The sequence below is a fragment of the Pinirhizobacter sp. genome (genome assembly GCF_035317885.1).
In the GTDB taxonomy this organism is placed as follows: domain Bacteria; phylum Pseudomonadota; class Gammaproteobacteria; order Xanthomonadales; family Rhodanobacteraceae; genus Pinirhizobacter.
In genome coordinates, this window is sequence record NZ_DATHFX010000398.1 from 1 (window position 1) to 5,686 (window position 5,686).

Annotated in this window: 6 protein-coding genes; all 6 read right to left on the reverse strand. The window is 66.0% G+C overall.

All coding sequences use genetic code 11. The features are described 5' to 3' along the window. A partial coding sequence (locus tag VK519_RS13105; RefSeq protein WP_524538994.1) for a tetratricopeptide repeat protein occupies positions 1-373 on the reverse strand: 373 nt, incomplete at its 3' end. After that, complete coding sequence (locus VK519_RS13110) at positions 370-621, reverse strand: LapA family protein (protein ID WP_324350431.1); 252 nt, start codon at positions 619-621, stop codon at positions 370-372. The genes VK519_RS13110 and VK519_RS13105, both read right to left, overlap by 4 nt. A gap of 543 nt (positions 622-1,164) precedes the next feature. Beyond that, on the reverse strand, positions 1,165-1,461 hold the full coding sequence (locus tag VK519_RS13115) for an integration host factor subunit beta (RefSeq protein ID WP_250622779.1): 297 nt from the start codon (positions 1,459-1,461) through the stop codon (positions 1,165-1,167). Between the two features lie 87 nt (positions 1,462-1,548). Then, positions 1,549-3,222, reverse strand: coding sequence for a 30S ribosomal protein S1 (gene rpsA, locus VK519_RS13120; RefSeq protein ID WP_324350434.1), 1,674 nt, complete (start codon positions 3,220-3,222; stop codon positions 1,549-1,551). A 163-nt stretch (positions 3,223-3,385) separates the two neighbouring features. After that, positions 3,386-4,066: a (d)CMP kinase gene (cmk, locus tag VK519_RS13125; protein ID WP_324350436.1), complete on the reverse strand. Its 681-nt coding sequence runs from the start codon at positions 4,064-4,066 to the stop codon at positions 3,386-3,388. A 62-nt stretch (positions 4,067-4,128) separates the two neighbouring features. After that, the coding region (locus tag VK519_RS13130; protein WP_524538995.1) for a malto-oligosyltrehalose synthase at positions 4,129-5,686 on the reverse strand (1,558 nt) is incomplete at its 5' end.

Below are 5,686 nucleotides of genomic sequence, written 5' to 3' on the forward strand. Positions count from 1 at the left end.
GCAGACCCGCACGCATGTAGTCCTCGCCCAGTTCGAGCAAGGCGACAGTCTTGGTTTCCTCGTTCAGGCCGGGGCGCGAAACCAGGTGCTGGTGCAGGCGGATGGCACGGTCCACCTCGCCGCGCTTGCGGAACAGGTTGCCCAGGGCCAGGTGGGTCTCCACGGTGTCGCGGTTGAACTCGGCCAGGCGCAGGAACACTTCAAGCGCCTTGTCCTGCTCTTCGTTCAACAGGTAGTTCAGGCCCTTGAAATAGTCGCTGGAAAGTTCATTGACGCGCGCGCCCGATCGCCGCGCGCTGGTACGGCGCGCCAGATACCAACCGCTATAGAAGGCTGCCGGTGGAACCAGCGCCAGGAGCCATATGACATTCATGCGTCGACCGTGCGAGCCACCTTCGCTTGCCGGCGGCGCTGTCGGCGATCACCCATGCGGGTACCGAGCCAGGCGGTGAGCCCGCCAAGCACCCACCCAGCCAGCAGGGTGACCAGCAGCGCCGCCCCCTTGGGCAGACTCACCCGGGCGAAGCCAAGGTCGTAAGGAACGGCATCGGCATTCAGGGCGCCAAGCACAATGCCGCCGGCGAGGAAAAGCAGAAGGACAATCAGGGCGAGGATTCGCATCAGCGAACTTTAGCGCAAAAGCCGCTCGCCTTCGGCATTGCCGTATTGGGGGGCTCGGACGGTGTCGGGGAGCCGGGGCCGTGGCCCTCGTCGCTCCGGTTACACCGGCGCTTGGGTAAAGAGGCCGCTGAGCGGCTTTGTTTGATGGCTAGCGCCCCGGCGCGCCCGCGCTGCGGGCCTGATCCGCCCGCAACGCTCGGTTCCACAAGTCGCTGACGAGGGCAACGGCCACCGGCTCTGGACACGTCCGAGGCGGAATGTGAGAGCTATCACGATACGCAGCTTTGGCTGTGCCTTCTCCTCGCGAATCTCACCACTCGGGCGTGGCGGACAGAGCGGGCGGGGCCCCAGCGGCGGCGCTCCGGCCGAAGCCCGTCCCGATGGGGGCGTAGCTATAAGAACACCGCCGCGCAGCGGCCTCCTTTCCCTGAGGGTCGCCGCAGCCAGGAGCGCCGCCGCCGGGGCCCCGCCCGCTCTGTCCGCCGCGCCCAAGCACCCCGCGCGACAGGCAAAAAAAAGCCGCGCAGTGCGCGGCTTTGGGTCTCAGGCCTGGACGTCGTCGACGAGGTTCACTCGTTCGCGTAGTTCCTTGCCGGGCTTGAAGTGCGGTACGTGCTTGCCGGGCAAGGCTACCGCTTCACCCGTCTTGGGGTTGCGGCCCATGCGGGGTGGGCGGAAATGTAGGGCAAAGCTGCCGAAGCCGCGGATCTCGATCCGCTCGCCCGATGACAATGCCTGGCTCATCTGTTCAAGCACGCTCTTGACTGCCATCTCCACGTCGCCGAAGGCGAGGTGAGTCTGGCGCCGCGCGAGCGCCTCGATCAATTCGGATTTCGTCATGGTTCCCCAGGATTCCCTGACTTGGCTGCGTGCAACGTTAGCAGGTTGCGGGACGGCCGTGAGACCGTCCCGCTTCCCGATGACGCCTTAGTCGGCCTTGTTGAGCTGCTCCTTGAGCAGCGCGCCGAGCTTGGTCGTACCGCCGGCAGCCGAGCCGTAATCGGCCATGGCGTCGGCGACGTCTTCCTCGTCTTTGGCGCGGATCGACAGCTGCAGCTGGCGGCCCTTGCGGTCCATGCCGGTGAACTTGGCCTCGACCGCATCGCCCACCTTCAGGTGCTGGGTGGCGTCGTCGATGCGCTCCTTGGCGATGTCGTTGGCGCGGAGGTAACCCTCGACGCCCTCGCCCAGGTCGATCACCGCACCCTTGGCGTCCACTTCCTTCACGGTACCGTTGAGGATCGTGCCGCGCGGGTTGGTGGCCATGAACTGACCGAACGGGTCCTGTTCCATCTGCTTGATGCCGAGGGAGATGCGCTCGCGCTCCGGGTCGACCGCAAGCACCACGGCCTCGACTTCGTCACCCTTCTTGAAGTTGCGGACGAGGTCTTCGCCCGACACCTGCCAGGAGATGTCCGACAGGTGTACCAGGCCATCGATACCGCCTTCCAGGCCGATGAAGATGCCGAAGTCGGTGATCGACTTGATCTGGCCGGAAACCTTGTCGCCCTTCTTGTGCATGGCGGCGAAGGCTTCCCACGGGTTGGAGCGGGTCTGCTTGATGCCCAGCGAGATGCGGCGACGCTCTTCATCGACGTCCAGCACCATCACTTCGGTTTCGTCACCGACCTGCACGACCTTGGCCGGGTTGACGTTCTTGTTGGTCCAGTCCATTTCCGAAACGTGCACCAGGCCTTCGACGCCCGGCTCGATCTCGACGAAGCAGCCGTAATCGGTCACGTTGGAAACCTTGCCGAACAGGCGGCTGCCGACCGGGTAGCGGCGGGCAATGGCGACCCACGGGTCGTCGCCCAGCTGCTTCAGGCCCAGCGAAACGCGGTTGCGCTCGCGGTCGTACTTGAGCACGCGGACATCGAGCTCGTCGCCGACGTTGACCACTTCGGACGGATGGCGCACGCGCTTCCAGGCCATGTCGGTGATGTGCAGCAGGCCATCGATGCCGCCGAGGTCCACGAATGCGCCGTAGTCGGTGAGGTTCTTGACCACGCCCTTGACCACTGCGCCCTCGGTGAGGCGCTCAAGCAGCTTCTCGCGCTCTTCGGAGAACTCCGTCTCGACCACGGCGCGGCGGCTGACCACCACGTTGTTGCGCTTGCGGTCGAGCTTGATGATCTTGAATTCCAGGTCCTTGCCTTCGAGGTAGACCGGATCGCGCACGGGGCGCACGTCGACCAGCGAGCCCGGCAGGAATGCGCGGACGTCCTTGATGTCGACGGTGAAACCACCCTTGACCTTGCCGGAGATCTTGCCGGTGATGGTCTCTTCCTTCTCGAAAGCCTGCTCGAGGTCGTCCCACACCATCGAACGCTTGGCCTTCTCACGCGAGAGCTTGGTCTCGCCGAAGCCGTCTTCGAGCGCGTCAAGGGCAACCTTGACCTCGTCGCCCACTTCCACTTCCAGCACGCCCTGCTCATCGCGGAACTGCTCGATGGGGACGATGCCTTCGCTCTTGAGGCCGGCGTTGATCACGACGACGTCGTTACGGATCTCAACCACGATGCCGGTGACGATGGCACCAGGCTTCAGCTTGGAAATGGCCTGTTGGCTCTGTTCAAACAGTTCGGCGAAACTTTCAGTCATGTGGATTCCAGGGTTGTACGAGGTCGGGCCGGCCACGGTTTTGATGCGTGGACGAGGCTTGCGACCCACCGGTAATGGGCGGCTGGGAATTTATGTAAAGTCCCCTGCCACCGTTGGCCAACCCATGCCGCGGCATGGGCGTTGATGCCAGCGTTCGTTCCCGCTAGGGACGGACGATGGCGAATACTTTTGCTACGACGGTGTCGATGGACAGGCCGGTGGTGTCGATGGTGATGGCATCATCGGCGGCTCGTAGCGGCGCCACGGCGCGAGAGGCATCGCGCTCGTCGCGCGCCTCGATCTCGCGTAACAGGTTGCCAAGTGTAACCGCTAGTCCCTTATCCTTCAACTGCTTATAGCGTCTTTTCGCCCTTTCGGCCGCGGATGCCGTCAGAAACACCTTAAACGCGGCTTCCGGGAAGATGACGGTGCCCATGTCCCGGCCGTCGGCCACCAGCCCCGGAGCCTTGCGGAACCCCAGCTGCATCTGCACCAGGGCCAGGCGGACCGCCGGTATGGCGGCAATCGCCGAGGCGGCGGCGCCAGCGGTTTCGGTGCGTAATTCGTCCGTGGCGTCATGCCCGTTCACCATGACCCGGGCCGGGTGGCCCTTGCCGGCCGCGACGAAACGGATCCGGGTGGTTTCCGCGCAACGGGCGATGGCCTCGGCGTCGGAAAGGTCCAGGCCCTCGGCCCCGGCGGCGTACCCTACCGCCCGGTAGAGGGCGCCTGAATCGAGCAGGTGCCAGCCCAGGCGCTCGGCCACCAGGGCGCTGATGGTGCCCTTGCCCGAGCCCGAGGGACCGTCGATCGTGAGTACGGGGACGGTCTTGGCGTCGGACATGGCAACCTTCGGCGGATATCAACGGCGCATGATATCGCGTTCGGACACCGGTAGGCGCGGCCTCAGGTGACGGGTCGGCCCGTGGCGGCCCTGGCCGTCCTACCTACACGGGCCCCGCCTTTGGCCCGCCGCTCGAAGACCGCCACCACGCCGTCGCGCAGAAGCTCGCCAACATCCTTGACGCCCTCGCCGTGGATGGGCCGGCCCGAAAACGCCTCCCTCCATTGCCCCTTCGGCCACGCAATACTGGTTCCTGACCAGCGGGCGGGCTCAAGCCTGGGGGAGTCCGCTTCACTGAGCCAGTGGGCAACATGGCGGGCCACCACGACAGTCACGGCGTGCCGGGCGTCGTGCCGTTCAAAGGCCACCACGTGCGAGGCGCCCGGGCCTGTGGCGGGCAACGCCCGATAGCCGCCACGGGCGAACAACGCGGGCAAGCGCGCACGCAGCGCCAGCAGGGTGTGCACCACATGCTGCTTGATGCGGCCGTCCCTCCAGTGAGGCAGCAGTTCGGCGTAGCTACCCTGCCCCAGGCTTGCCTGCCGGGCCGCATAATCGACCGGGCGACGGTTGTCCGGATCGACCAGGCTGAAGTCCCAGTACTCCGTACCCTGGTAGATGTCAGGAACCCCGGGCGTGGTGAGATGCAGCACGGCTTGAGCCAGTCCGTTCGCGGCACCTGGCACCGCCAGCGAAGCCGCAGCTTCCTCCAGTTCGGCAACAAACCCCTTGTCAGCCATGACCGCGGCCAGGAACTCCTTGCAGGCCTCTTCGTAGGGCTCGTTCGGATCGGTCCAGCGGGTACGCCGCTTGGCTTCGCGCAAGGCCTTCATCTGCCAGACCTCGATACGGTCGACGAACGCCGCACGATGATCGGCCTCGGTCCCGGCAAGAGGCCACGCTCCCAACAGCATCTGGTACAGCATCAGTTCGTCCACCGGGGTCGGCGCCAGTCGGCCGTCGACGGGACGCTTGTACGGCACGTGCCGCTCGCGCCAGGCGGTGGCCCGGTGGTGCCACCACGATGCGCGTTCGGACAGCACGGCAAGGCGCATGCGAAGGTCCGCACCGCGCTTATGGTCGTGCGTGGCCGTGGTGATCATGGTGCGCGGGAAGGATTCCGCGCGATGCTGGCAGCGCGCATGGAACGCCGGTGGCTCGATGGCGATGATGTCCGGATCCGCACCCACTTCATTGCGCGAAAGCAGGCGGCCATAGCGATAGCCGGCTGTGTCTTCCACTGCCTTGGCGGCCACGGGCGATGTCACCTGCTGGAACACCGCGATGGCCTTCTCGCGCGCGCGCCGCACGGCCCCGGGGGGCAGCTGCCGCGGCGCCTGGCCTCCGAGCCATTGGCCGACGTCAAGCAGCAAGGCATGGTCTTCCGGTCGCAGCACGCGCATCGCACCCTCGGTCGCACGGGTGAACACGACCTCGTCGATGGCGTCGCGGCCCGCGCCACCGGCATAGGTGCGGTAGACGGGAAAGTGCACCAGCAATTCGCGCAATACGCGGCGGATCGCCGCCTCGCTGACATCGCGCGTGGCGAGGGTGGCGCGCGCGGCGGAGAACAGCGCGCGCGAGGTCCGCGCCAGTTCCGATTCGAAGCTGTCGACCAGG